The sequence below is a fragment of the Citrobacter sp. wls615 genome (assembly GCF_005281355.1).
In the GTDB taxonomy this organism is placed as follows: domain Bacteria; phylum Pseudomonadota; class Gammaproteobacteria; order Enterobacterales; family Enterobacteriaceae; genus Citrobacter; species Citrobacter werkmanii.
Map to the genome: position 1 here is coordinate 111,926 of NZ_SZXM01000005.1, position 26,164 is coordinate 138,089.

The window sequence follows — 26,164 nt, forward strand, 5'->3', positions numbered from 1 at the left end:
GCTGCGCAGGGAGTTTTTATCCCGATCCCCAGGGTTTGTTTGCATGAGATACATTAAGTCGATGACGCAGCAGAAACTCAGTTTCTTGCTGGCAATCTATATCGGTTTGTTTATGAACTGTGCTGTATTTTTCCGTCGTTTTAGCGGATATGCGCACGAATTCACCGTCTGGAAAGGACTCTCTGCGGTTGTTGAATTAGCCGGCACTGTGCTGGTGACCTTCTTTTTATTACGGCTTCTCTCTTTATTCGGTCGACGGGCCTGGCGTGTGCTGGCCACCTTTGTGGTGCTGTGTTCTGCCGGCGCCAGCTATTATATGACCTTCCTGAACGTGGTTATTGGCTACGGTATTATTGCCTCCGTCATGACCACGGATATTGATTTATCGAAAGAAGTGGTTGGCTGGCATTTCATCGTGTGGCTGGTTTCGGTCAGTATTATCCCATTGGTGTTGATCTGGAGTAACCGCTGCCGCTATACCCTGATGAGACAGATTCGTACGCCGGGCATGAGATGGCGTAGCGTGGCGGTGGTGTTACTGGCAGGTCTGATGGTGTGGGTGCCGATTCGCCTGTTGAGTATGCAACAGAGAAGCGTTGAACGGGAAACCGGCATCGATCTACCCAGCTATGGCGGGGTTGTGGCGAACTCTTATTTACCGTCAAACTGGCTCTCGGCGTTGGGCCTGTACGCCTGGGCGCAGGTGGATGAGTCTTCAGATAACAAATCGCTGATGAACCCGGCCAAAAAGTTTACCTATGTTGCGCCGAAGAACCTCGACGACACCTGGGTGGTGTTTATCATCGGCGAAACCACCCGCTGGGATCATATGGGGATTTTTGGCTACGAGCGAAATACCACGCCAAGGCTCGCCCAGGAGAAAAATCTGGCCGCGTTCCGGGGATATTCCTGTGATACGGCGACCAAACTTTCTCTGCGCTGCATGTTTGTCCGTGAAGGTGGGGCGGAAGAAAATCCGCAGCGAACCCTCAAAGAACAAAACGTTTTTGCCGTGCTTACTCAGTTAGGGTTCAAGACAGACCTTTACGCAATGCAAAGCGAGATGTGGTTTTACAGTAATACCATGGCGGAGAACATCTCCTACCGTGAGCAGATCGGCGCTGAGCCGCGTAACCGTGGCAAAAACGTTGATGACATGCTGTTGATTCCCGAGATGCAGCAGTCTCTGCAGCAGAACGATGACGGTAGTAAGCACCTGATTATTCTGCATACCAAAGGCTCGCATTTTAACTATACGCAGCGCTACACCCGTGAATATGCACAGTGGAAGCCGGAATGCGTCAATGTTGATAGCGGCTGCTCAAAAGCTGAGATGATCAACTCATTCGATAACTCGGTAACCTATGTGGATCACTTTATTACGCAAGTGTTTGATCAGCTGCGCGATAAGAAAGCGATAGTGTTCTACGCCGCCGATCACGGTGAGTCGATTAACGAGCGTGAGCACCTGCACGGGACGCCACGTAAAATGGCGCCGCCAGAACAGTTCCGCGTTCCTATGCTGGTGTGGATGTCTGACAAGTATCTGGAAGATCCCGACCATGCGAAGGCGTTCGCGCATCTGAAGCAAGAAGCTGATATGAAGGTGCCGCGTCGTCATGTGGAGCTATACGACACTATTTTAGGTTGCCTCGGTTATACCTCGCCAAATGGCGGTATTAACGAAAATAACAACTGGTGCCGTATTCCGGACGCGAAGAAGGTTGCAGCCCAGTAACGAAGGCTGCTGACTTTCTCGCCGATCAAATGGCATTTTGATGCTAAGGGATTGACGGGCGCGCTGCTGAGCAGTAAGATGCGCCCCGCATTCGGTGATTGGCGCAGCCTGGTAGCGCACTTCGTTCGGGACGAAGGGGTCGGAGGTTCGAATCCTCTATCACCGACCAAATTCAAAACCCTGCTCAACGAGCAGGGTTTTTTGCATTTGTAGGCCTGCGCCATCAGGCAATTCGGGAGGCATCGCCGGATGGCGTCGCAGGTGCCTTATCCGGCCTACAGGCTTAGTTTCATCCCGGCGTGTAAGGCGTTATTCCAACCCCACCTTTGACCTTCATTTTGCCTACAAAAATTGTGCGCCACTTCCCACTGACTGTTAACGATTCTGTGACATATTCCATTGCCTTTTTTTATATTTGCATGAAACTTTTTTTGCGCTACTTATGGCTGAACCTGGCATTTTCCGCTGTGCGTTTTAACGTTCATGGTATTAATCGCTCAGATATGCAGCATTAATTTAGAAAGTTTTAAGAATTTGCATAAATGTTAATCACCAAATGTTGCGAAATATTAAGAAGTTTATTCTGGCACAGAGCGCGTAGCACAAATTTCCCTGCTGAAAATAGCCGTCTGCACTTTTTTTAATCTTTGTTTGTCAATTCTCACCGTTGGTGTAAATCACGGTTACCTGTATTGACGTTTTCACATTCTGTTGACAGATTGTAGGGCATGAGGGGCATTTCATGGAGAATCCGCACTGCAACTCAGTCGCTTATGTGAACGGAATCCCCATCCTCTTAACGCCGACCCGGCCGGGTAAAAAACAAAAAAGGCCAGGCGGTGCAAACCCACTGCAAAGGGTAAAACAACAAACATCACATTTGGAGCAGAAGAATGAGTATTTCCTTGAAGAAGTCAGGGATGCTGAAGCTTGGTCTGAGCCTGGTGGCCATGACCGTCGCAGCAAGCGTACAGGCTAAAACTCTGGTTTATTGTTCAGAAGGATCTCCTGAAGGCTTTAACCCACAGCTTTTCACCTCTGGCACCACCTATGATGCCAGCTCCGTACCGATCTATAACCGCCTGGTTGAATTCAAAATCGGTACCACCGAAGTGATCCCGGGCCTTGCTGAGAAGTGGGAAATCAGCGAAGACGGTAAAACCTACACCTTCCACCTGCGCCAGGGCGTGAAGTGGCAGGACAACAAAGATTTCAAACCGACGCGCGATTTTAACGCCGATGACGTGGTGTTCTCGTTCGATCGTCAGAAAAATGCCCAGAACCCGTACCACAAAGTCTCTGGCGGCAGTTATGAATACTTCGAAGGGATGGGTCTGCCAGATCTGATCTCCGAAGTGAAAAAAGTGGACGATAAAACCGTTCAGTTCGTACTGACGCGTCCGGAAGCACCGTTCCTGGCCGATCTGGCGATGGACTTCGCTTCTATTCTTTCTAAAGAATACGCGGACAACATGCTGAAAGCTGGTTCCCCGGAGAAAGTAGACCTCAACCCAATTGGTACCGGTCCGTTCCAGCTGCAGCAATACCAGAAAGACTCCCGTATTCTGTATAAAGCTTTCCCTGGCTACTGGGGTACTAAGCCGCAGATCGACCGTCTGGTCTTCTCTATTACGCCTGATGCTTCCGTGCGTTACGCCAAACTGCAGAAGAATGAGTGCCAGGTGATGCCGTATCCGAACCCGGCAGACATCGCGCGCATGAAGCAGGATAAAAACATCAACCTGATGGAGCAGGCTGGTCTGAACGTGGGCTACCTCTCTTACAACACCGAGAAGAAACCGTTTGATGACGTTAAAGTTCGTCAGGCGCTGACTTACGCGGTAAACAAAGAAGCGATCATCAAAGCCGTTTACCAGGGCGCTGGCGTAGCTGCGAAGAACCTGATCCCGCCGACCATGTGGGGCTATAACGATGACATTAAAGACTACAGTTACGATCCTGAGAAAGCGAAAGCGCTGCTGAAAGAAGCCGGTCAGGACAAGGGCTTTACCGTTGAACTGTGGGCAATGCCGGTACAGCGTCCGTACAACCCGAACGCGCGCCGTATGGCGGAGATGGTTCAGGCTGACTGGGCGAAAATTGGCGTTCAGGCCAAGATTGTGACCTACGAGTGGGGCGAGTATCTGAAACGCGCCAAAGCGGGTGAGCATCAGGCCGTTATGATGGGCTGGACCGGTGACAACGGGGATCCGGATAACTTCTTCGCCACCCTGTTCAGCTGTGCGGCAGCGAAAGACGGTTCAAACTACTCTCGCTGGTGCTACAAGCCGTTTGAAGACTTGATCCAGCCAGCGCGTGCCACCGACGATCACAACAAGCGTATCGAACTGTACAAACAAGCTCAGGTTGTTATGCACGATCAGGCTCCGGCTCTGATTGTTGCTCACTCCACCGTGTACGAGCCAGTGCGTAAAGAAGTTAAAGGCTATGTGGTTGATCCATTAGGCAAACATCACTTCGAAAACGTCTCTGTCGAATAATTAAAAGCAATCAAGGAAGCGCTGCGCCCCGGTGTTGTGTAGGCCGGATAAGCGCAGCGCCATCCGGCGTAATGCTTTACCCGCGATGCAGTTTGCGTGGGATAAGATTTGTGAGCAATACAGACTCACGGTTCCAGGCCGTGCGTCATTAGAGAGAATCCGGGTTATGTTGCAGTTCATTCTCCGACGTTTGGGACTCGTCATCCCCACGTTTATCGGTATCACTCTTCTCACTTTTGCCTTCGTCCATATGATCCCCGGCGATCCGGTAATGATCATGGCGGGTGAGCGTGGGATCTCCCCTGAGCGTCATGCTCAACTGCTGGCCGAACTTGGTTTGGATAAACCGATGTGGCAGCAGTACCTCCATTATATCTGGGGGGTTATGCATGGTGATTTAGGTATCTCGCTGAAAAGTCGTTTACCTGTGTGGGATGAGTTCGTGCCTCGTTTTAAAGCCACGCTGGAACTTGGTGTCTGCGCGATGATTTTCGCCGTCGCAGTGGGTATTCCGGTGGGTGTGCTTGCCGCCGTTAAGCGCGGTTCCATTTTCGATCACACCGCCGTTGGCCTGGCGCTGACCGGTTACTCGATGCCGATTTTCTGGTGGGGCATGATGCTGATCATGCTGGTTTCCGTGCAGTTGAACCTGACGCCGGTTTCCGGCCGGGTGAGCGACATGGTATTCCTTGATGATTCCAACCCGCTGACCGGTTTTATGCTGATTGACACCGCTATCTGGGGTGAAGAGGGTAACTTTATAGATGCGCTGGCGCATATGATCCTGCCCGCGATGGTGCTGGGTACCATTCCTCTGGCGGTAATTGTGCGTATGACTCGTTCATCAATGCTGGAAGTACTGGGTGAAGATTACATTCGTACCGCCCGTGCCAAAGGCCTGACCCGTATGCGCGTCATCATCATTCACGCTTTGCGTAACGCCATGCTGCCCGTTGTCACCGTTATCGGCCTACAGGTTGGTACGTTGCTGGCCGGGGCGATCCTGACCGAGACTATTTTCTCATGGCCTGGGCTGGGACGCTGGTTGATCGATGCGTTACAGCGCCGCGATTATCCGGTGGTACAGGGCGGGGTGCTACTGGTCGCGACGATGATTATTCTCGTCAACCTGCTGGTAGACCTGCTGTACGGCGTGGTGAACCCGCGTATTCGTCATAAGAAGTAAGGGGCCATCATGTCACAGGTTACTGAAAATAAAGTTATTGCCGCACCGGTGCCGATGACCCCGATGCAGGAGTTCTGGCACTATTTCAAGCGCAATAAAGGCGCGGTTGTCGGGCTGGTTTATGTTGTCATCATGATTCTGATTGCGGTCTTTGCGAATGTTCTCGCCCCGTATAATCCGGCTGAGCAGTTCCGTGATGCGCTGCTGGCACCGCCTGCGTGGCAGGAAGGTGGCACGATGGCGCACCTGTTTGGTACTGACGATGTGGGCCGCGATGTGCTCTCTCGTCTGATGTACGGCGCGCGTCTGTCGCTGCTGGTCGGCTGTCTGGTCGTGGTTCTCTCCCTGCTGATGGGGGTCATTCTCGGGCTGATCGCCGGCTACTTTGGCGGGATTATCGATAACGTTATCATGCGCGTGGTCGATATTATGCTGGCGCTGCCGAGCCTGTTACTGGCGCTGGTGCTGGTGGCGGTATTTGGTCCTTCGATTGGCAACGCCGCGTTGGCGCTGACGTTCGTGGCGTTACCGCACTATGTGCGCCTGACACGCGCCGCCGTACTGGTGGAAGTCAACCGCGACTACGTTACCGCTTCGCGCGTGGCGGGAGCCGGTGCGATGCGCCAAATGTTCGTCAATATTCTGCCTAACTGTCTTGCGCCGCTGATCGTTCAGGCATCGCTCGGTTTCTCTAACGCCATTCTCGATATGGCTGCCCTCGGCTTCCTGGGGATGGGCGCACAGCCGCCTACGCCGGAATGGGGCACCATGCTCTCTGACGTTCTGCAGTTTGCCCAAAGCGCCTGGTGGGTGGTGACCTTCCCGGGGCTGGCGATCCTGCTGACGGTGCTGGCATTTAACCTGATGGGTGACGGTCTGCGTGACGCGCTCGATCCCAAACTGAAGCAGTAAGAGGTTCGAGATGGCGTTATTAAATGTAGATAAATTATCGGTGCACTTCGGCGACGTAGGCTCCGAATTCCGCGCCGTAGACCGCATTAGCTACAGTGTGAACCAGGGTGAAGTGGTTGGCATTGTGGGAGAGTCCGGCTCTGGTAAGTCTGTCAGTTCGCTGGCGATTATGGGGTTGATTGACTACCCTGGCCGTGTGATGGCCGAAAATCTGGAGTTTAACGGTCGTGACCTGAAGCGCATCTCTGAGAAAGAGCGTCGCCAGCTTGTGGGCGCGGAAGTGGCGATGATTTTCCAGGATCCGATGACCAGTCTTAACCCGTGCTACACCGTCGGCTATCAGATTATGGAAGCCATCAAGGTGCATCAGGGCGGCAATAAAAAAACGCGCGTTCAGCGGGCGATTGACCTGCTGACGCAGGTGGGGATCCCCGATCCGGCTTCGCGTCTGGACGTGTATCCGCACCAGTTGTCTGGTGGGATGAGCCAGCGCGTGATGATCGCGATGGCGATTGCCTGTCGTCCGAAGTTGCTGATTGCCGACGAACCGACGACGGCGCTGGACGTGACCATTCAGGCGCAGATCATCGAGCTGCTGCTGGAGTTGCAGCAAAAAGAGAATATGGCGCTGGTTTTGATTACCCACGACCTGGCGCTGGTGGCGGAAGCGGCGCACAAAATCATCGTGATGTACGCCGGGCAAGTCGTGGAAACCGGCGCTGCACAGGATATTTTCCGCGCGCCGCGTCATCCGTATACCCAGGCATTGCTACGCGCGTTGCCGGAGTTTGCGCAGGATAAAGCGCGTCTGGCCTCGTTACCGGGTGTGGTCCCAGGTAAATATGACCGACCGACGGGCTGTTTGCTGAACCCGCGCTGTCCGTATGCAACCGACAAATGCCGCGCTGAAGAACCTGAACTGAATCTGCTGGAAGGCGGTCGTCAGTCGAAATGCCACTACCCACTTGATGATGCCGGGAGGCCCACACTATGAGTACGCATGAGGCCACCTTGCAACAGCCGCTGTTGCAGGCTATCGATCTGAAAAAGCACTACCCGGTGAAAAAGGGCATGTTCGCCCCGGAACGCCTGGTAAAAGCGCTGGACGGTGTCTCCTTTACCCTCGAGCGCGGTAAAACGCTGGCGGTGGTAGGTGAGTCCGGCTGTGGAAAATCCACGCTTGGCCGCCTGTTGACGATGATTGAAGTGCCGACCGGCGGTGAGCTGTATTACCAGGGGCAGGATCTGCTCAAGCACGACCCGCAGGCGCAGAAGTTGCGTCGGCAGAAAATCCAGATTGTGTTCCAGAACCCGTACGGTTCTCTGAATCCGCGTAAGAAAGTGGGGCAGATTCTGGAAGAGCCGTTGCTGATCAACTCCACGCTTAGCAAAGAGCAGCGGCGTGAAAAAGCCCTGGCGATGATGGCGAAAGTCGGGCTGAAAACGGAGCACTACGATCGTTACCCGCATATGTTCTCCGGCGGCCAGCGTCAGCGTATCGCGATTGCCCGTGGTCTGATGCTGGACCCGGACGTGGTGATTGCCGACGAACCGGTCTCGGCGCTCGACGTTTCGGTTCGTGCGCAGGTACTGAATCTGATGATGGATTTACAACAGGATCTTGGACTGTCCTACGTTTTTATCTCGCACGACCTGTCGGTGGTGGAGCACATTGCCGATGAAGTGATGGTGATGTATTTAGGCCGCTGCGTGGAAAAAGGGACCAAGGATCAGATCTTCAATAATCCGCGTCATCCGTATACCCAGGCGCTACTCTCTGCCACGCCACGTCTGAACCCGGACGACCGCCGCGAGCGTATCAAACTGACCGGCGAGCTGCCGAGCCCGCTGAATCCGCCGCCGGGCTGTGCGTTCAATGCTCGTTGCCGCCGCCGCTTTGGTCCGTGTACCCAGCTTCAGCCGCAGTTGAAAGACTATGGCGGTCAGCTGGTGGCCTGTTTCGCCGTTGACCAGGATGAAAACCAACAGCGATAAACGTGGGTTATGACCTAATAACCGGAGCCTTGTGCTCCGGTTTTTTTATATTTTGTTTTTACGTCCACAATGTGAGTCCTCTGGCAGAACATTATTCCACAGCGTCTAAAATGTAGTCAGATTCCCTTTTGTCACAGAAATAGCGATTTCGCAGTTGCTAACGATCAGGAGCAAATGTGGTCACGATACGCTGGGATATTAAAACAATTGATCGTCTGTCGATGGTTGAGGATGTCCTGAAGGAGTTTTCCTGCTGTGATATCAATATCATCTCCATGAAAGTCACGCCGGGACGGATCCTGATTAAATCCTGGTGCCGCCAGTTACAGGATATTTCCTGCGTGCAATCCTGTTTAAGCCAGCGCGCCGATATTATTAACGTCGCTTACCTGTGTGAAGAGATAAGCGAACTGTCAACGTCCGAGCCGGAACGCCCGCGCTATTTCTCTGACATTATTTGCAGCAGCCAGAGCATGCGCTTACTTATCGAAAAGGCGATCAGAATTGCCGACAGCAAATATACCGTTCTGATCCGCGGTGACACGGGAACCGGCAAGGAGTTACTGGCCCGGGCTATCCATAATTCCGGGCAGCGGCGGTTTTATCCGTTTATTCCGGTCAACTGCTCTGCATTACCTGAGTCGTTGATGGAGAGTGAATTCTTTGGCTATGAGAAAGGGGCCTTTAGCGGCGCAGATTGTAAAGGCAAAAAAGGGCTGTTTGAAATGGCTGATAAAGGCACCCTATTTCTCGATGAGTTTGGTGAAATGTCGCTGAGCTTGCAGGCAAAATTACTGCGTGTGCTTCAGGATGGTGGGATCCGTCGCGTTGGCGGGGCACAAATTATACCGGTTAATGTACGTATTATTGTGGCGACCAACGCCAATCTGGAAGAGATGGTGGAACAACGTCTGCTGCGTGCCGATCTCTATTATCGCATCAACGTACTTTCACTCACCATTCCTCCTTTAAGGGAGCGTCCGCAGGATATCACTCTACTCATTCGCCACTTTGTGCAGAAGTACGCGAAGGAATTTCAGCGCCGGATAATCCTGGATAAAGCCTGTTTTGCGGCCTTGCACCATCACGCCTGGCCGGGAAACGTCCGTGAACTGGAAAATACCATTATTCGTCTGATGCTGATGGCGGAATCGGATGTCATTACCCTGGACGAACTGGGAATGGTGAATTTACCCGCGGTTGAGCAAGCCCCAACGGAACGCCCTTTTAAAGAACAGGTTCTTAGTGCTGAGCGTCAGCTCATCGAACAAATGGTCGAAGATAATGTGTCGTCGCGGCATATCGCTAAAGCGTTGGGGGTGTCGCATACGACGGTGTTGAATAAAATTCGCAGCTATCAGTTGGAGAGTGTGAGTTAAGCGCCGTCAGTGGCTGACGGCGCGTTAGACGGGTTATTCAATCAGCTTCAATAATGGCGACAGGCATAGCAGAATTCCGTACAGCAGGATCAGCCAGGTTTTAACGCCGCGCAATTTCTCCAGTTGCGTTACTTTATAGATCAGGAAAAAAGGAATAATACACGACACAATCCCGTACAGTGGGCTACCCAGCTGGAAGAAAACCAGTACCGATACGCGGAACGACACCCAAATAACCAGGGTGATCACAATAAATGTGCAAATACCCAGCGTAAGCACCAGCGGATTAATTTTCTCAACGTCAATGACACGACTCAGGACGTTAAGAATAATACCCTTAATCGCCTCATGGAATCCCAGGTAAATACCAAAAAACGCAGTTAATACGGCGAAGATATTCAGTACCGTTGAGGTGATATGAATAATTTGTCCTGGAATAACCTGCGCTGCCAGCGCCAGGGCGGAAATATTTTGTTCAAAGGCCGAAACGGCCTCTTCATGGCTAATCGAAAAGGTAAAAGAGAAGGAGAAAAACAGAATAACTGCAATCAGCGTAATGTAACTGATGCGATGCGTGCGTATCGCCATACGCGTCGCCAGTACCCGGTCAGCCACCCGTTTGCGATAAGCGATGTTCATTGGGTTTAATACCTGTATAAACACCGCAGAGAAGAAGCAGAACGGGATGGTCAACAGCACGTTGCGAAAGAAAACCGAGGCTTCAGGAAATGCGCTGATATTGCTAAAGTTCCAGTGCGGGACCATCGCAAAACCAAACACGATGATGATCCCCACTTTTACTACTACCATCGGACCGGAGATTTTGAACAGCAGCTTTTCTCCCCCGGAAGCAATGGCGACCAGCACGGCAAAAATGGCAACTTTGTAGATTATTGACTGCGAAAGGTCGGCCTCGGTCAGGCCAAAGGTTTTGATATAAGAGGCACTGTCAAATACTACGGATAAGGAATAAATAAATATACCGTGAATAATCATCAGGAAGTAAATGACGCCAAGAAATACGCCCCAGTTTTTCCCCAAATAATGACTTATAATATCGGTATAGTCATTGCAGGTTTCACTTTCTGATAATGTTTTTAAATAAATGTCCTGCACAATATAGGTTGCGGGATAAGCAATAATAAAGGCGACAATAAATACCCAAATACCAGTTAAGCCAATTTGTACCGGCATCAGTACCGTTCCGGCGCCAATTGCCATGCCGATACAGAGTAATACCCAGCCAAAATCGTATTTCGTGAACGGTATTTTTTTTGAGATTGGTACGGCGGTTGCTGTATTGTTGCTTAATTGTAATGTGTTGTCCTGCATAGAACCCCCTGCCCAAAATACACGCTCTCCCCGGAAAAGGATTGCGCGTATAGCCAGACTGTTGTGCCTTGATTCCCAACAGCCTGAACCGATCTGCGTCGGCTCAGGCTGTAGTGGTCAGAATGTTGCCTTTCTGATGGCGTGTTCAAGGTCGTTAATAATATCTTCTGGATCTTCAAGACCCACAGAAAGACGGATAAGCCCGTCGGTAATACCTGCTTTAAGCCGTTCCTCTGGCGCAACGGGCGAATGTGTCATAGACGCTGGGTGCTGAATGAGGGTTTCGGTATCACCGAGACTGACCGCGAGGAGGCACAATTCTACAGAATTGATCATCCGTCTGCCAGCCTCGAGGCCGCCGGCGATTTCGAAGCTAATAATTCCTCCTGGCAGACTCATCTGCCGTTGGCCCAGCTCATACTGCGGATGTGAAGAGAGGCCGGGATAATAAACGTGGGTGATGGACGGATGTCCTTCCAGGAAGCGGGCGATTTTCATCGCATTTTCGCAGTGACGTTCCATTCGAATGCCCAGTGTTTTAACGCCGCGCAGCGTCAACCAGGCGTTGAACGGACTCATGCAGCCGCCGGTGATATCTTTCAACCCAACAAACCGCGCCTGGTCGATAAACTCCTGCTTGCCGACGATAATGCCGCCAATCACATCCCCGTGACCGTTGATATATTTGGTGACGCTGTGCACCACGATGTCTGCGCCCAGTTGCAAAGGCTGCTGACAGTACGGCGACATAAAAGTGTTATCCACCACCAGCAATGCGCCTTGCTGATGGGCAATGCCAGCCACCGTTTCAATATCAACCAATGAGAGCGTCGGGTTGGCGGGCGTTTCGATATACACCACTTTGGTTTCCGGGCGCATGGCGGCGCGAATTTCTTCAGGATTCGCCGCATCGACAAAGCTGACGTTAATCCCGAACTTCGGCATGCTGTGTGACAGAAACGCGTGGGTGCAGCCGTAAATTGCGCTGGCGGAAACGATATGGTCACCCTGCTGGCACAAAGTGAGTAGCGTTGTGGTGATGGCAGAAATACCGGACGCGGTTGCCAGTCCGGCTTCACCTCTTTCCAGCACCGCCAGCTTTTTCTCCAGCGCATCGGTGGTGGGGTTACCCAAACGAGTATAAATGTACCCGGACTCCTCCAGCGCAAAGCGGGCGGCACCTTGTTCGGCGCTGTCAAACACAAACGTTGAAGTCTGGAAAATAGGCGTACTGAGCGCGCCAGTTGAAGGGTCGGGTTGTTGCCCCGCGTGAACGATCTGGGTGTTGAATCCGTAAGTACGACAGTCAGACATGATATCTCCTTTAATTCGGAACAGAACAGCTCACACTCAAATAGCAATCGCTGTGCCAGAAATTGAATTAATAGATATCAATGAGTTATGTATTTTCCTGGATTGATGGTCGGCAGGAATGTTGCCAACTGGCAAGAATCTTTCCAGCGTACTGGCGAGAAACGGGTGAAATGCGAGGCGCTACGCAGAGCGGAATATTGCGCGGTGATATGGCGAATGGGCTACCGTAGAATCAGCGGCAAGCCGGGAATTCCCGGTGAGGCGCAATGTTGCGGGGGCTTGATCCCCGGCGGCATCGGTTGCTGGAAAGAGAAAACCCCCGCACGTTGTTCGGTATAAACCTGGCAACAAAACGGGGGCTGACTTGAACCTGAACAACTCAAGAATAGCCGCGAACAGTTGCCATTGCAACACAGGCGGCTATATGACGCTCGCACAGTTAGGCGTGGCCTTCTGGCACGATTTAGCGGCTCCGATCATCGCTGGTATTATTGCCAGTCTGATTATGAGCTGGCTGCGTAACAGGAAGTAATGCTCTTAGTGGGCGTCTGCCTGCCGTGATGGCAACATGCGCCCGAACCAGGCCGCAGGGGTGACCTTGCGGCCTTTTTCGGCTTAAATGCAGATAAATCTCGTCGTCAGGTGCCTATCCTGTCGCGATAATGCACGCTGGGAAGTTTTCAGATACCGTCTCTCTTAATACCGCTACGATCGGGTATACTCTGACGGCAGTTTCGTCTATCCGTGGAGAGTCAGTTTGCGTGTCAGTCGCTCGTTAACAATTAAGCAGATGGCAATGGTCGCGGCCGTTGTCATGGTGTTTGTTTTCATTTTTTGCACCGTTTTGTTGTTCCATCTGGTACAGCAGAACCGCTATAACACGGCTACACAACTGGAAAGTATCGCTCGCTCCATCCGTGAACCTCTTTCCGACACTATCCTGAAAGGGGATATTCCCGAAGCGGAAGCCGTTCTACGCAGTATTCGGCCAGCAGGCGTGGTCAGCCGCGCTGATGTGGTGCTCCCCAATCAGTTTCAGGCGCTGCGGATGAGCTTTATTCCCGAACGCCCGGTTCCCGTTACGGTGACCCGCCTGTTTGAGCTGCCGGTGCAAATTTCGCTGCCGGTCTATTCACTTGAGCGTTCAGCGAACCCACAACCGCTGGCGTATCTGGTGCTGCAGGCGGATTCGTACCGCATGTACAAGTTTGTGATGAGTACTCTCTCAACGTTAGTGACCATTTACTTACTTTTGTCGTTAATACTCACGGTAGCCATCTCATGGTGTATTAACCGTTTGATTGTGCATCCATTACGCAAAATCGCTCGTGAGTTGAACGACATTCAACAGCAGGACCTGATTGGCTATCAACTGGCATTACCACGTCTGCATCAGGATGATGAGATTGGTATGCTGGTACGTAGCTACAACCTCAATCAGCAGCTCATCAAACGCCATAGCGAAGAGCAAAGCGACCATTCGATGCGCTTCCCGGTTTCAGAATTGCCCAACAAATCGTTTTTAATGGGATTGCTGGAGCAGGTAGTGACGCGTCAGCAAACGACGGCGCTGATGATTGTCACCTGTGAAACCTTGCGTGATACCGCGGGCGTGTTAACCGAAACTCAGCGAGAAATCCTGCTGCTCACGCTGGTCGAAAAACTGAAATCCGTATTGGCTCCCAGAATGGTGCTTACCCAGGTGAGCGGCTATGACTTTGCCATCATCGCGCATGGTGTAAAAGAGCCATGGCATGCTATTACACTAGGTCAGCAAGTACTCACTATCGTTAATGAGCGGTTACCGATTCAGGGCATTCAACTACGTCCGAACTGCAACATTGGGGTGGCGATGTTTTATGGTGATTTAACCGCAGAGCAGCTCTACCGCCGCGCCCTGTCCGCCGTGTTAACGTCGCGTCATAAAGGTAAAAACCAAATTCAGTTCTTTGATCCGTTGCAAATGGAAGAGGCGCAGCAGCGTTTAACCCAAGAGAACGATATTTTAACTGCTATGGATAACCAGCAATTTGCGCTCTGGATGCAGCCCCAGGTAGAGATGTCCAGCGGCAAGGTATTGAGCGCAGAAGCATTATTGCGGATGCAGCAGCCGGACGGTAGCTGGGAGCTTCCGGAAGGGTTAATCGACAGAATTGAGTCTTGTGGTCTGATGGTGACAGTCGGTTATTGGGTGCTGGAAGAAACATGCCGCCAGCTGTCAGCCTGGCAAGAACGCGGTCTGATGCTGCCGCTCTCGGTGAATTTATCCGCTCTCCAGTTGATGCACCCAAGTATGGTGTCTGATCTGCTGGAGTTGTTGACGCGCTATCGCATTAAGCCTGGCACATTGATTCTGGAAGTGACTGAAAGTCGGCATATTGACGATCCCCACGCCGCAGTGACCATTTTGCGACCGCTGCGCAACGCGGGCGTGCGCATCGCGCTGGACGACTTTGGCATGGGGTATGCGGGTCTGCGACAGCTACAGCATATGAAGTCGCTACCAGTGGATGTACTCAAAATCGATAAGATGTTTGTCGATGGTGTGCCCGAAGATTGCAGCATGATCTCCGCTATCATTCAGCTGGCACACAGCCTCAACTTGCAGATGATCGCCGAAGGCGTTGAAACGGAAGCGCAACGCGAATGGTTATCACAAGCCGGGGTGGAAGTGGCGCAAGGCTTCCTGTTTGCCCGACCCGTTCCGGCAAATATCTTTGAAGAACGTTACCTGGCACCGGAAAGCGCTGATTACAAAAGTTAAAAAAGGTCTCGCTTGTGCGAGCCAGCTCAAAATTTTTAACATTTTTGTATCAATTATGATCCAGGTGCATTTCTGTCATGTTGAGTGGGTGTTACTTTAAGGCCGCAGGTTAAACAAAACCTTACAAGACCTGTGGTTTTTACTTTAAGGACACCCTATGAAGACCTCTATATTCAAAAGCCTTTACTTTCAGGTCCTGACAGCAATTGCCATTGGTATTCTCCTTGGCCATTACTACCCTGAATTAGGCGCCCAAATGAAGCCGCTTGGTGATGCTTTCGTTAAGCTCATCAAGATGGTCATCGCACCTGTCATCTTCTGTACTGTCGTGACCGGCATTGCAGGTATGGAAAGTATGAAAGCAGTAGGCCGCACCGGTGCGGTTGCACTGCTCTATTTTGAAATTGTCAGTACGATTGCGCTGATCATCGGCCTTATCATCGTCAACGTGGTGCAACCCGGTGCCGGGATGAACGTCGATCCGGCAACGCTGGATGCCAAAGCGGTAGCGATTTACGCCGAACAGGCAAAAGACCAGGGGATCGTAGGTTTCCTGATGGACATTATCCCTGCGAGCGTCATTGGCGCGTTTGCCAGCGGTAACATCCTGCAGGTATTGCTGTTTGCGGTAATGTTTGGTTTTGCTCTGCATCGTCTGGGCAGCAAAGGCCAGATGATCTTCAACGTAATTGAAAGCTTCTCGCAGGTTATTTTCGGCATCATCAATATGATCATGCGCCTGGCGCCGATCGGTGCTTTCGGTGCCATGGCCTTTACCATCGGTAAATATGGCGTCGGAACGCTGGTGCAACTGGGTCAGCTGATAATCTGCTTCTATATCACCTGTATTCTGTTTGTGGTTCTTGTACTGGGCTCCATTGCTCGCGCGACTGGCTTTAGCATCTTCAAATTCATCCGCTATATCCGTGAAGAGTTGCTGATCGTACTGGGTACATCTTCTTCTGAATCCGCACTGCCGCGTATGCTCGATAAAATGGAGAAACTGGGCTGTCGGAAGTCGGTTGTCGGGTTGGTTATACCCACGGGGTACTCGTTTAACCTTGATGGAACATCAATCTATCTGACGATGGCGGCGGTGTTTATCGCTCAGGCCACCAACAGTCACATGGATATCTTCCATCAGATAACCCTGCTGGTGGTGCTCCTGCTCTCCTCAAAAGGTGCTGCGGGTGTGACCGGGAGTGGCTTCATTGTTCTGGCCGCGACTATCTCTGCGGTGGGGCATTTACCGGTCGCTGGCCTGGCGCTGATTCTCGGTATTGACCGCTTTATGTCAGAAGCCCGTGCGCTTACCAACCTGATTGGTAACGGTGTTGCAACCGTCGTTGTGGCTAAATGGGTGAAAGAACTGGATACCAAAAAGCTTGATGACACGCTGAATAATCGTGCGCCGGATGGCAAAACGCACGATTTATCCTCTTAATCTCGTCACTTATGCCCGTAGTCCCTTCCAGGACTGCGGGTGTTTGCGCATAATTACCCCCTGTGCCTGAAACCGTCGATTCGGCGGCGTCGGGATTTTTTCACTTCCTCCGTGACATTTTCATGTTCTTGCGGTCTAACACGAAGTGTTTTTAACGTCATATTCAGAGAGCCCTTTCGCGGGCTGTCTTTTTATTACCAGGATAGTTGATCAGGGGTTCACATGCAGGGCACAAAAATTCGACTTTTAGCGGGCGGCTTGCTGATGATGGCCGCTGCCGGCTATGTGCAGGCAGATGCGCTCCAGCCTGACCCGGCGTGGCAACAGGGCACGCTGGCAAATGGTTTACAGTGGCAAGTGTTAGCCACTCCCCAGCGCCCCAGCGACCGTATTGAGGTTCGCCTGCTGGTCAATACCGGTTCACTCACCGAAAGTACGCAACAGAGTGGTTTCAGCCATGCGATCCCACGTATCGCGCTGACGCAAAGCGGTGGCCTCGATGCCACGCAAGCCCGTTCATTATGGCAGCAGGGGTTCGATCCCAAACGTCCCATGCCGCCCGTTATCGTTTCCTATGATTCCACGCTATATAACCTCAGTCTGCCTAACAGCCGTAACGATCTGCTGAAAGAGTCACTTTCTTACCTGGCGAATATTTCCGGCAATCTGAGCATCACCCCTGAAACGATCAACCACGCGCTGAGTAGCGAAGATATGGTCGCAACCTGGCCGTCCGATACCAAAGAGGGGTGGTGGCGATACCGTCTGAAGGGCTCAACCCTGTTGGGGCACGATCCAGCCGATCCGCTGAAAACGCCTGTCGACGCCACGAAAATCCAGTCCTTCTACCAGAAATGGTATACCCCGGACGCGATGACGCTGATTATCGTTGGTAATGTAGATGCGCGCAGCGTAGCTGAGCAAATCAACAAAACCTTTGGCGAGTTAAAAGGAAAACGCGAAACACCTGCGCCGGTGCCGACGCTTTCGCCGCTGCGTGCGGAAGCCGTGAGCATTATGACCGATGCGGTACGTCAGGATCGCCTTTCCATCATGTGGGACACGCCGTGGCAGCCAATCCGTGAATCTGCCGCGCTGTTACGCTACTGGCGCGCTGATTTAGCCCGTGAAGCGTTGTTCTGGCATATTCAGCAGGAACTGACCAAAAACAATGCCAAAGACATCGGCCTTGGATTTGATTGTCGGGTGCTGTTCCTGCGTGCCCAGTGCGCTATCAACGTGGAGTCGCCGAACGATAAGCTGAACGCGAACCTCGGTACGGTTGCGCGTGAGTTGGCGAAAGTGCGTGACAAGGGACTGCCGGAAGAAGAGTTCAATGCGCTGGTAGCGCAAAAGAATCTGGAACTGCAGAAACTGTTTGCCACCTACGGCCGCACCGATACCGACATTTTGATCAGCCAGCGTTTGCGCTCGCTGCAAAATCAGGTGGTGGATATCGCGCCTGAACAGTATCAGCGTTTACGTCAGAGCTTCCTCAACAGTCTGAACGTTGAGATGCTGAATCAGGATCTGCGACAGCAACTGTCGCAAGATATGGCGTTAATTCTGCTGCAGCCGAAGGGGGAGCCTGAATTCAATATGAAGGAACTGCAGGCGACGTGGGATAGCATTATGGCACCCATTACCGCAGCGGCAACGCCGGTAGAAACGGATGAGTCACATTCTGAAGTGACGGATATCCCGCCGGTACAGTAACCTCCAGGCCGGATAAGGCGGTTACGCCGCCATCCGGCCTTGGGTGGGTATGCCGGGGGCGCTTCGCTTGCCCGGCCTACAAGAACAACACGTTATTGCGGCATAGCGTCGCGTGGGATAATCGCCCCGCGATGCTGAATCACCGTGCTTGCCGTCAGGTGACCGCGTTTTGCGGCATCGGCGGCATCGCCACCAGTCAGACGTACCGCCAGATACCCGGCGCTGAAGGAATCTCCCGCAGCGGTGGTATCGATCACTTTCTCTTTCGGCAATTTAACGGCCGGGACGTCGATTAGCGCTTCGCCCTCGATAGAAACCAGGCAAGAGTCTGCGCCGCGCTTCACTACCACTTCCTGGACGCCAGCCGCGTGCGTACGGGCAATTACCTCGGCTACAGGTCTTTCACCCCACAACGCGTCCTCATCATCCAGCGTCAGGAACGCGATATTGGTGCATTCCAGCATCTGCTGATAAACCTGCTGCGTTTCTTCTTTGCTGCTCCACAGGCGTGGGCGGTAGTTATTGTCAAAAATAACTTTTCCACCGTTAGCGCGGCATTCACGCAGTAACGACAGCAGTTTGTCACGGCTGGCCGGGCTTAAAATCGCCAGGCTGATTCCGCTCAGATACAAATAGTCAAACGTCGCCAGCTCTTCGCAAATAGCGGCGGACTGTTCGCTCTCCAGCCAGAATTTTGCTGCGGCTTCATTACGCCAGTAATAGAAGGTACGCTCGCCGGTGCTATCGGTCTCAATGTAGTAGAGTCCCGGAAGGCGGTTTTCCATACGCTGGGTTAATGAGGTATCAACATTTTCACTCTGCCAGGAGTCCAGCATTTGTTGGCTGAAACTGTCAGTACCCAGTGCAGTCACATAGTGTACGGAAAGTGCCGCCGCATCGACCTGGCGGGCGATATAAACGGATGTATTCAACGTGTCGCCACCGAATCCGCGCTGAACGTCAGCGCCTTTCTGTGACAGCTCAATCATGCATTCGCCAATCACGGCAATCTTTCTGGACATAGTCGTAACCTGCTCTGAAAAAAATTAGCGTTAGTGTGCGCTGTGGGTGTTAAGTGGTCAACTATATTAAAACAACGTTCCATTATTTTTTTGAGCCAGCACGTGTTCTGCGCTGTTTTTGCCGCTTAGTTTTTATTTTGCCTGCGGCGGAACGTAAAGTTCTGCGCCCGAGCGCCGATAACCTTTGACGAGTCCGGTCAGTCACACTCTTATTTACAGGACATCTTTGATGATAAAGCAGGTTACCCAGCAGCTCATTACGCCCGATGCGAGTATCGAAAGCTTGCAGGCGAGACGCTATTGGCTGCAGTGCGAGCGTGCTTACACCTATCAGCCGATTTACCAGACCGATGGACGGCTGATGGCCGTTGAACTGTTGACCGTCGTGAGCCATCCTGATAACCCTGCCCAACGTATTGCGCCAGATCGCTATTTTGCTGAAGTGGCCGTCCGACACCGTATAGAGGTGGTAAAAGAGCAGCTTCTGCAGCTTGAGCTGAAAGGTGACTTTTTCAGAGCCAATAACCTGCTGGCATCAGTGAATGTCGATGGCCCAACGCTGATTGCAATGCGCCAGGATCCTGAAATCCTGAAAATCATCGAATGCCTGCCCTGGCTGCGCTTTGAACTGGTGGAGCATATCCGCCTGCCGAAGGGATCGTCTTTCGCCTCGATGTGCGAGTTTGGTCCCCTCTGGCTGGATGATTTTGGTACCGGAATGGCGAACTTCTCGGCCCTGAGCGAAGTGAGTTACGACTATATTAAAGTGGCGCGGGATCTGTTTGTCATGCTGCGCCAGACGCCGGAAGGCCGCAATCTCTTCACGCTGCTGTTACAGCTGATGAACCGCTATTGCCGCGGGGTGATTGTTGAAGGTGTTGAAACACTTGAAGAGTGGCGTGATGTGCAAAACTCACCGGCTTTCGCGGCGCAAGGCTATTTTCTTTCTCGTCCAGTACCTCTGGACACCCTCGAAGAGGTGATTCTGTCGCTTTGATTCGGATGTAACGTCCCTCATTTTGCCCTGCTGGACTATCTTTAGGACAGGCAAGGAAGGAAGTGAGGACGCTAACTATGACAAAAGCAGGCAAAATAACCGCATCAGTAATAGGGGTTTTCTTGTTGTTGATCGTCGTACTCATCATTGTGATTGCGACATTTGACTGGAACCGGCTCAAACCGACCATCAACCAGAAAGTCTCTACAGAACTCAACCGGCCCTTCGCCATACGGGGCGATCTGGGGGTGGTTTGGGAGCGCCAGAAGCAGGAAACCGGCTGGCGTAGCTGGGTTCCGTGGCCGCACGTTCATGCCGAGGATATTATCCTTGGCAACCCGCCAGAGATTCCCGACGTCACCATGGTGCATCTTCCCCGCGTGGAAGCCACGCTCGCGCCACTGGCATTACTGACAAAAACCGTCTGGCTACCGTGGGTCAAGCTGGTAAAGCCTGATGCGCGCCTTATCCGTCTGTCGGAGAAAAACAATAACTGGACCTTTACCCTCGCAGAAGACGAAAACCGTGATCCGAATGCGCCACCATCCGCGTGGTCTTTCCGGCTGGATAATATTCTCTTCGATCAAGGACGCATCGCTATTAACGATAAGGTGACCCGCTCGGAGCTTGAGATCCTGGTCGATCCGCTGGGTAAGCCATTGCCCTTTAGCGAAGTGACGGGCGCAAAAAGTAAAGAGAGTCAAACCCGCGTTGAGGATTACGTATTTGGTTTGCAGGCCAAAGGACGCTATAACGACGAACCGCTAAGCGGTAGCGGAAAAATAGGCGGGATGCTGGCGCTGAGGGGTGAAGGAACCCCTTTCCCGGTGCAGGCTGATTTCCGTTCGGGCAATACGCGGGTAGCATTTACCGGTACGGTAAATGACCCGATGAATATGGGCGGCGTGGATCTGCGGCTTAAATTCTCAGGTGATTCGCTAGGGGATTTGTACGATTTGACGGGGGTGCTGCTCCCGGATACGCCGCCATTTGAAACCGACGGGCATCTGGTGGCGAAAATCGATCCGGAAAAATCCTCCGTTTTTGATTACCGCGATTTTAATGGTCGCATTGGCGACAGCGATATTCATGGAACGCTAACTTATACGACCGGTAAGCCGCGTCCGAAACTGGAAGGGGACGTCGAATCACGCCAGCTGAGACTGGCTGATTTGGGACCGCTGATTGGTGTGGATTCGGGTAAAGGCGCGGAAAAGGCCAAACAATCTGAACAGCGCAAAGGTGAGAAGAGCGTCCAGCCTGCCGATAAAGTCTTACCGTATGACCGCTTCGAAACTGACAAATGGAATGTTATGGATGCTGACGTACGTTTCAAAGGTCGACGCATTGAGCACGGCAGCAGCCTACCGATTAGCGATCTCTCCACCCATATCATCCTGAAAAATGCCGACCTGCGCCTGCAGCCGCTGAAATTTGGCCTGGCGGGAGGCAGCATTGTTTCCAGAATCCATCTGGAAGGGGATAAAAAGCCGATGCGCGGGCAGGCGGACCTTCAGGCTCGCCGCCTGAAACTAAAAGAGCTCATGCCGGATGTAGAACTGATGCAGAAAACGCTCGGTGAAATGAACGGTGACGCTAAATTTAGCGGCAGTGGAAACTCGGTGGCCGCGCTGTTGGGGAACAGCAATGGCAACCTGAAGCTGCTGATGAACGATGGCTTAATCAGCCGGAATCTGATGGAAATTGTGGGGTTAAATCTGGGTAACTATCTTGTTGGTCAGATATTTGGTGACGACGAGGTTCGCGTAAACTGCGCGGCGGCGAATCTGGATATCGTTAACGGCGTGGCGCGTCCGCAGATCTTTGCTTTTGATACGGAAAATGCGGTGATCAATGTGACCGGGACCGCGAGTTTTGCGTCTGAGCAACTGGATTTAACCATCGATCCGGAGAGCAAAGGTATTCGTATTATTACGCTGCGTTCGCCGCTGTATGTTCGCGGGACCTTCAAGAACCCGCAGGCAGGCGTAAAAGCTGGGCCATTGATTGCGCGTGGTGCGGTTGCCGCCGCATTAGCCACGTTAGTCACCCCAGCGGCGGCACTGTTGGCGCTAATTTCCCCTTCCGAAGGTGAAACCAATCAGTGCCGGACGATACTGTCGCAAATGAAGAAGTGATGTCAGGCCGGATGCGGTGTTTACACCGCATCCGGCAAAAGAATCACAATGACTGATGACGGGTCTCATGGGTTAACAGCAGCGCGATCAATGTTAACGCCGCCATCGACGCCAGATACGTACCTACCGCTGCCAGACCGTAGTTCGCCTGCAGCCATGCGGCAATATAAGGGGCAACGGAAGCGCCAAGAATCGACGAAACGTTATACGAGAATGAGGCGCCCGTGTAGCGAACCTCGGTTGGGAACAGCTCCGGCAGCAATGCGCCCATTGGACCAAATGTCAGTCCCATCAGACTTAAACCCAGCAGCAGGAAAGCGAACACCAGTGCCGGATTGCCAGAGCCGAGCAGCGGTTTAAAGGCAAACAGCGCAAACAGAATGATAAGCGTGGTGATGATGAGCATGCTTTTGCGGCGACCAAATGCGTCGGCCAGCAGCCCCGCTACAGGCACCATAACGCCAAAGCCAATTACCGCCATCATCAGCATCCACAACACTTCATTACGCGGCAGGCCAAGCCCTACAGGCGCAGCGGCTGTACTGAACGTCATTGAATAGACGGTCATGATATAGAACAGCGTATAGGTCGCCAGCATGATGAACGTACCGAGGATCGTTACGCGAACATGTTTTGTCAGTAAGGTACCCAGCGGGATTTTCACCTGTTTTTTCGCCGCAGCCACTTTGGCGAAGACCGGGGACTCATGCAATGAAACGCGAACGTACAGGCCGATGATCACCAGTACCGCAGAGAAGATGAACGGTACGCGCCAGCCCCAGCTCATAAACTGTTCATCGGTCAGCAGCCAGGAAAGCATCAGGAAGGTGCCGTTGGCGAAGAAAAAGCCGATAGGTGCGCCCAGTTGCGGGAATGACCCGTACAGTGCGCGTTTACGCGGCGGCGCGTTTTCCGTTGCCAGCAACGCCGCGCCGCCCCACTCACCGCCCAGACCTAAGCCCTGACCAAAACGAGCGAGCGCCAGCAGCAACGGGGCGAAAATGCCGATAGTTTCATAGCCCGGCAGCAGGCCAATGACAACCGTTGAAATCCCCATGGTAAGCAGTGAAGCAACCAGTGTGACTTTACGGCCTACGCGATCGCCGAAATGGCCGAACACTGCGGAGCCGATTGGCCGGGCCACAAAAGCGATAGCGAAGGTGGCGAGGGACTGCAGCGTAGCCGCGGTCGGATCTCCCTGCGGGAAGAAAATATGGGGGAACACGATCACCGCGGCGGTCGCGTAGATATAGAAGTCGAAGAACTCAATGGCGGTACCAATGAGTGAGGCGACGACGACTTTATTGCGCGAGTTGACCGGGGTGTGTTCCTGTTCGTTGTCGAGTGTTGTGGCTGTTGCTTGCATAATATTTTCTTATTTTTGGCCGAACGAAAGGCCATATTACGCACAGCAAAAGCGATATTTCAATCTGTAACAAACCCTGTAATTGATCAAAAAGCGAGCAAAAAGGGAATAATATTTATGCTGGAGATTTCACTTCCATGAAATGCTTCACATAATTTAAAACTTAGATGATAAAACTGGTTTTTGGTTAAATAAAAGTTACGGGTTGGATTTATTCACTAAATCAGTAAGAGCGGGCGGCATTATAATTGCCGGATGGCGCTGCGCTTATCCGGGATATAAAATTCACCCGTAGGCCGGATAAGACGGGGGCGTCGCCATCCGGCAATTAACAACTAACCCGGCGGTGGCTATTGCGTTTTTCCCGGCATTCGCGGGTCATCTTTGTATTCCGCCGTGGCTATCCAGGCGGCGCAAAACAGCGTCAGACGAGCGAAGAAGTAGAAGAACGCCATCAGTCCAAGTACGGAACCAAACGCCGCGCCTGACGGCGATTGCACCAGTGATGGCAGCGTGTAGGTCATGATCATTTTGATAACTTCAAACCCCAGCGCCGCGATAAACGTACCGCGAATAAGTGCTTTCTTACGTGGTCGGTGACGTGGCAGTCGCCAGAAAATCCAGAAGAAAAGTAAATAGTTGGCGAAAATAGAGATGGTCAGGCCGATCAGGCGCCAGGCGGGCTTCAGCCATTCGATGCCGTCGAGATACAGCGCAGAGATAATCATCTGCTGGGCGGAACCGGCGATAGAAGTAATGGACAGGGTGACAATCAGCGCAATCAGCAAACCAATCAATGAGACAAAATCACGCAGGTATTTTACCCAAATTTTTTCCTGATCCTGCGGCGTACGCTCCCAGACATCTCGCGACTGGGCACGAATCGCTTCTCTCAGATTGCCCATCCAGTTAATCCCGGAATAAAGGGCGATCCCAAGCCCGACCAGACCCACGGTGGTTCGCTGCTGAACGGCGGTGTTAATGGTGTTTTTCAGCGTGGAGGCGAGCGTCGGGTCGCTGACATTAAGCAGAATTTTGCCGAAGATATCCTGTAACAGCGTAGGGTGCGAGGCGAGAATAAAACCGGCGGCGGCAAATGACACCATCAGGATAGGGATCATCGACAGGAACGAGAAGTAGGTGATAGCGGCGCCAAACTGGTTTCCCATGCGGTCATTAAAACGCTCTGCGGCTCGAATCATATGGGCGATGACGGGCTGACGTTGAATTTTATCGGCGAGGGTCAGGGCTGTTTGCAATGCCTGGTTGGTTGTACCGTTGGTTTCTGTTTTTTCACGCTCCTGGGTCTCAATTTTTGGGATCGGTGCGTGCTCAAGTTCCTGAATGGGGCGTTTTATCTCTTTTTCCTGCGTCATCAGGCCAGTATTCCTTGTTCTGTTCATTCTCAGGACAGTATAGCTTGTCAGTCAACATAGTCTTTCATTACGCCGGTCAGCCATTCCATAAACAGATGAACCCGGCGGGAGAGGTTGCGGCGATGCGGATACAACAGAGAAACCGGCATTGGCGCGGCACGATACTGCGGTAATACCTCGACCAGCGTACCGCTGCGCAGGGCGTCGCGTACGCCGACGCGTGGCACCTGAATAATGCCCAGGCCGGCAAGGCACGCTGCATGATAGGTTTCCGTGCTGTTCACCGTCAGCATGCCGCCGGTTTTAACCCATTGAGTACCGTTGTCTGTCGCCACTTCGAAACCTTGTGCACGGGTTCCCAGGTTCACTGAGTAATGCACCACCGCATGCGAGGCTAAATCTTCCAGGCTTTCCGGGTAGCCAAAGCGGGCCAGATATTTTGGGCTGGCGCAGTTAATCTGCGTGAGTTTCCCCAGCGGACGGGCAATCAGCCCTGAATCTTTCAGCGTACCGACGCGTACCACGCAGTCGAAACCTTCGCGGATCAAGTCCACCAGACGGTCACTGCTGCTGAGTTCGAGTTCAAGTCCCGGATATTGATGCAAGAAGGCTGTCAGGCGGGGCATCACCAGATTTCTCGCAACGCCCACCGGCATATCCACGCGCAGCTTGCCGCTGATGCTGGCCGGATCGTGATGAAATAGCCCATCCAGTTCATCCAGATTACTTAACAGATCTTTCGCGCGTTCATAATAGATCATGCCGTCTTGTGTGAGCTGGACGCGTCGGGTGGTGCGGTGCAACAGCTGCGTGCCAAGATGATTTTCCAGGGCCTGGATTTGTCGCGATACGCTACCTTTAGGTAGTCCAAGGGTGTCCGCCGCACGCGAAAAACTCTCCAGTTCTGCGACGCGGATGAACAACTGCATTGCGTGAATTTTATCCATTCCCATGCCCTATTGTTGTTCTTTACGAAACAGTAAT

At 52.5% G+C, this 26,164-nt stretch carries 21 protein-coding genes and 1 tRNA gene; 16 read left to right on the plus strand and 6 right to left on the minus strand.

The genetic code is table 11. The annotated features are described in order from the left end of the window. The first annotated feature begins 43 nt into the window (after positions 1-43). From eptB to FDX04_RS01315, 9 genes are all read left to right on the plus strand, one after another. Complete coding sequence (gene eptB, locus FDX04_RS01275) at positions 44-1,738, plus strand: kdo(2)-lipid A phosphoethanolamine 7''-transferase (RefSeq protein ID WP_137361647.1); 1,695 nt, start codon at positions 44-46, stop codon at positions 1,736-1,738. A gap of 92 nt (positions 1,739-1,830) precedes the next feature. After that, positions 1,831-1,907 (plus strand) — tRNA-Pro (locus tag FDX04_RS01280). Positions 1,908-2,480: 573 nt separating this feature from the next. Beyond that, positions 2,481-2,717, plus strand: coding sequence for a hypothetical protein (locus FDX04_RS24275; protein WP_162267364.1), 237 nt, complete (start codon positions 2,481-2,483; stop codon positions 2,715-2,717). After that, positions 2,632-4,239, plus strand: coding sequence for a dipeptide ABC transporter periplasmic-binding protein DppA (dppA, locus tag FDX04_RS01285; RefSeq protein ID WP_038635147.1), 1,608 nt, complete (start codon positions 2,632-2,634; stop codon positions 4,237-4,239). The genes FDX04_RS24275 and dppA overlap by 86 nt, the downstream gene beginning before the upstream one ends. A 166-nt stretch (positions 4,240-4,405) precedes the next feature. Next, positions 4,406-5,425, plus strand: a complete 1,020-nt coding sequence (dppB, locus tag FDX04_RS01295) for a dipeptide ABC transporter permease DppB (RefSeq protein WP_032940634.1) — start codon at positions 4,406-4,408, stop codon at positions 5,423-5,425. Positions 5,426-5,434: 9 nt separating this feature from the next. Then, complete coding sequence (gene dppC, locus FDX04_RS01300) at positions 5,435-6,337, plus strand: dipeptide ABC transporter permease DppC (RefSeq protein WP_042311715.1); 903 nt, start codon at positions 5,435-5,437, stop codon at positions 6,335-6,337. A 10-nt stretch (positions 6,338-6,347) separates the two neighbouring features. Continuing rightward, entirely contained in the window at positions 6,348-7,331 is a 984-nt protein-coding gene (gene dppD, locus FDX04_RS01305; RefSeq protein ID WP_137361646.1) for a dipeptide ABC transporter ATP-binding protein, read from the plus strand. Continuing rightward, positions 7,328-8,332 (plus strand): dipeptide ABC transporter ATP-binding subunit DppF, encoded by a 1,005-nt coding sequence (dppF, locus tag FDX04_RS01310; RefSeq protein WP_137349101.1) that lies wholly within the window; start codon positions 7,328-7,330, stop codon positions 8,330-8,332. Before dppD ends, dppF begins: the two co-directional genes overlap by 4 nt. Before the next feature lie 176 nt (positions 8,333-8,508). Next, entirely contained in the window at positions 8,509-9,711 is a 1,203-nt protein-coding gene (locus FDX04_RS01315) for a sigma-54-dependent Fis family transcriptional regulator (RefSeq protein WP_042311720.1), read from the plus strand. A 33-nt stretch (positions 9,712-9,744) separates the two neighbouring features. Here FDX04_RS01315 and FDX04_RS01320 read toward each other — a convergent pair whose 3' ends face one another. Continuing rightward, positions 9,745-11,043, minus strand: a complete 1,299-nt coding sequence (locus tag FDX04_RS01320) for an aromatic amino acid transport family protein (RefSeq protein ID WP_042311726.1) — start codon at positions 11,041-11,043, stop codon at positions 9,745-9,747. 117 nt (positions 11,044-11,160) lie between these two features. Beyond that, positions 11,161-12,357 carry a methionine gamma-lyase gene (megL, locus tag FDX04_RS01325; protein ID WP_042311728.1) on the minus strand — a complete coding sequence of 399 codons (1,197 nt, stop codon included), beginning with the start codon at positions 12,355-12,357 and terminating at the stop codon, positions 11,161-11,163. 105 nt (positions 12,358-12,462) lie between these two features. Between megL and FDX04_RS24110 the strand changes: the two genes are divergently transcribed. From FDX04_RS24110 to FDX04_RS01350, 5 genes are all read left to right on the plus strand, one after another. Next, on the plus strand, positions 12,463-12,696 hold the full coding sequence (locus FDX04_RS24110) for a hypothetical protein (RefSeq protein ID WP_154050623.1): 234 nt from the start codon (positions 12,463-12,465) through the stop codon (positions 12,694-12,696). 85 nt (positions 12,697-12,781) lie between these two features. Beyond that, positions 12,782-12,889 (plus strand): type I toxin-antitoxin system toxin Ldr family protein, encoded by a 108-nt coding sequence (locus FDX04_RS01335; protein ID WP_137361644.1) that lies wholly within the window; start codon positions 12,782-12,784, stop codon positions 12,887-12,889. A 225-nt stretch (positions 12,890-13,114) separates the two neighbouring features. Then, positions 13,115-15,121, plus strand: coding sequence for a biofilm formation regulator HmsP (hmsP, locus tag FDX04_RS01340; protein ID WP_137361643.1), 2,007 nt, complete (start codon positions 13,115-13,117; stop codon positions 15,119-15,121). A 157-nt stretch (positions 15,122-15,278) separates the two neighbouring features. Continuing rightward, on the plus strand, positions 15,279-16,565 hold the full coding sequence (dctA, locus tag FDX04_RS01345; RefSeq protein ID WP_006687518.1) for a C4-dicarboxylate transporter DctC: 1,287 nt from the start codon (positions 15,279-15,281) through the stop codon (positions 16,563-16,565). Positions 16,566-16,787: 222 nt separating this feature from the next. After that, positions 16,788-18,281: a pitrilysin family protein gene (locus tag FDX04_RS01350; protein WP_137365836.1), complete on the plus strand. Its 1,494-nt coding sequence runs from the start codon at positions 16,788-16,790 to the stop codon at positions 18,279-18,281. A gap of 92 nt (positions 18,282-18,373) precedes the next feature. Here FDX04_RS01350 and FDX04_RS01355 read toward each other — a convergent pair whose 3' ends face one another. Next, positions 18,374-19,303, minus strand: a complete 930-nt coding sequence (locus FDX04_RS01355) for a sugar kinase (protein ID WP_137361641.1) — start codon at positions 19,301-19,303, stop codon at positions 18,374-18,376. A 229-nt stretch (positions 19,304-19,532) separates the two neighbouring features. Here FDX04_RS01355 and pdeH point away from each other — a divergent pair, with 229 nt between their 5' ends. Beyond that, a complete protein-coding gene (gene pdeH, locus FDX04_RS01360) occupies positions 19,533-20,300 on the plus strand; it encodes a cyclic-guanylate-specific phosphodiesterase (protein ID WP_137361640.1) in 768 nt (255 codons plus the stop codon). A gap of 77 nt (positions 20,301-20,377) precedes the next feature. Then, positions 20,378-22,438 carry an AsmA family protein gene (locus FDX04_RS01365; protein WP_137361639.1) on the plus strand — a complete coding sequence of 687 codons (2,061 nt, stop codon included), beginning with the start codon at positions 20,378-20,380 and terminating at the stop codon, positions 22,436-22,438. 43 nt (positions 22,439-22,481) lie between these two features. Here the strand turns inward: FDX04_RS01365 and FDX04_RS01370 are convergent, their stop codons facing one another. The 3 genes from FDX04_RS01370 to FDX04_RS01380 form a co-directional block, all read right to left on the minus strand. Then, positions 22,482-23,804, minus strand: coding sequence for an MFS transporter (locus FDX04_RS01370; protein WP_042311748.1), 1,323 nt, complete (start codon positions 23,802-23,804; stop codon positions 22,482-22,484). A 350-nt stretch (positions 23,805-24,154) separates the two neighbouring features. Continuing rightward, positions 24,155-25,180 carry an inner membrane protein YhjD gene (gene yhjD, locus FDX04_RS01375; protein WP_042311750.1) on the minus strand — a complete coding sequence of 342 codons (1,026 nt, stop codon included), beginning with the start codon at positions 25,178-25,180 and terminating at the stop codon, positions 24,155-24,157. 47 nt (positions 25,181-25,227) lie between these two features. Further along, positions 25,228-26,127, minus strand: coding sequence for a LysR family transcriptional regulator (locus FDX04_RS01380; protein WP_137361638.1), 900 nt, complete (start codon positions 26,125-26,127; stop codon positions 25,228-25,230). Positions 26,128-26,164: the final 37 nt, after the last annotated feature.

Excerpts from the sequence above, each read along its gene's own strand:
- eptB (WP_137361647.1), top strand. The coding sequence starts at position 44 with ATGAGATACATTAAGTCGATGACGCAGCAGAAACTCAGTTTCTTGCTG.
- dppB (WP_032940634.1), top strand. The coding sequence starts at position 4,406 with ATGTTGCAGTTCATTCTCCGACGTTTGGGACTCGTCATCCCCACGTTT.
- FDX04_RS24110 (WP_154050623.1), top strand. The coding sequence starts at position 12,463 with ATGGTCGGCAGGAATGTTGCCAACTGGCAAGAATCTTTCCAGCGTACT.
- pdeH (WP_137361640.1), top strand. The coding sequence starts at position 19,533 with ATGATAAAGCAGGTTACCCAGCAGCTCATTACGCCCGATGCGAGTATC.
- yhjD (WP_042311750.1), bottom strand. The coding sequence starts at position 25,180 with ATGACGCAGGAAAAAGAGATAAAACGCCCCATTCAGGAACTTGAGCAC.
- FDX04_RS01350 (WP_137365836.1), top strand. The coding sequence starts at position 16,788 with ATGCAGGGCACAAAAATTCGACTTTTAGCGGGCGGCTTGCTGATGATG.
- dppA (WP_038635147.1), top strand. The coding sequence starts at position 2,632 with ATGAGTATTTCCTTGAAGAAGTCAGGGATGCTGAAGCTTGGTCTGAGC.
- dppF (WP_137349101.1), top strand. The coding sequence starts at position 7,328 with ATGAGTACGCATGAGGCCACCTTGCAACAGCCGCTGTTGCAGGCTATC.
- FDX04_RS01355 (WP_137361641.1), bottom strand. The coding sequence starts at position 19,303 with ATGTCCAGAAAGATTGCCGTGATTGGCGAATGCATGATTGAGCTGTCA.
- FDX04_RS01335 (WP_137361644.1), top strand. The coding sequence starts at position 12,782 with ATGACGCTCGCACAGTTAGGCGTGGCCTTCTGGCACGATTTAGCGGCT.
- dppD (WP_137361646.1), top strand. The coding sequence starts at position 6,348 with ATGGCGTTATTAAATGTAGATAAATTATCGGTGCACTTCGGCGACGTA.
- FDX04_RS01380 (WP_137361638.1), bottom strand. The coding sequence starts at position 26,127 with ATGGATAAAATTCACGCAATGCAGTTGTTCATCCGCGTCGCAGAACTG.
- FDX04_RS01320 (WP_042311726.1), bottom strand. The coding sequence starts at position 11,043 with ATGCAGGACAACACATTACAATTAAGCAACAATACAGCAACCGCCGTA.
- FDX04_RS01370 (WP_042311748.1), bottom strand. The coding sequence starts at position 23,804 with ATGCAAGCAACAGCCACAACACTCGACAACGAACAGGAACACACCCCG.
- FDX04_RS01365 (WP_137361639.1), top strand. The coding sequence starts at position 20,378 with ATGACAAAAGCAGGCAAAATAACCGCATCAGTAATAGGGGTTTTCTTG.
- megL (WP_042311728.1), bottom strand. The coding sequence starts at position 12,357 with ATGTCTGACTGTCGTACTTACGGATTCAACACCCAGATCGTTCACGCG.
- dppC (WP_042311715.1), top strand. The coding sequence starts at position 5,435 with ATGTCACAGGTTACTGAAAATAAAGTTATTGCCGCACCGGTGCCGATG.
- FDX04_RS24275 (WP_162267364.1), top strand. The coding sequence starts at position 2,481 with ATGGAGAATCCGCACTGCAACTCAGTCGCTTATGTGAACGGAATCCCC.
- dctA (WP_006687518.1), top strand. The coding sequence starts at position 15,279 with ATGAAGACCTCTATATTCAAAAGCCTTTACTTTCAGGTCCTGACAGCA.